Genomic DNA, 239 nt, shown 5'->3' with positions numbered 1-239 from the left:
CGACGACGACCACGTCGCGTCCGGCATCTACGCGGGTCGTCAGGGCCCACACGACCTCCTTCCATTCGCGAATGTCGATGTCGTCGTCGGTGACGACGATGAACTTCGTGTACATGAACTGGCGCAACGCGCTCCAGATGCCGAACATGACGCGCTTGGCATGTCCGGGGTACTGCTTTTTCATGCTCACCACGGCGAGCCGATACGAGCAGCCCTCCGGAGGCAGGTAGAAGTCCTCG

At 61.5% G+C, this 239-nt stretch carries 1 pseudogene; it reads right to left on the bottom strand.

What is annotated here, in order from left to right:
• Positions 1 to 239, bottom strand: a pseudogene (locus tag RAD04_RS39110) (UbiD family decarboxylase); the annotation flags it as partial.

It is taken from the genome of Bradyrhizobium sp. 25ACV (assembly GCF_054863005.1).
The sequence above is the reverse complement of the archived record's forward strand: the minus strand, read 5'-3'. Positions and strand labels throughout refer to the sequence as shown.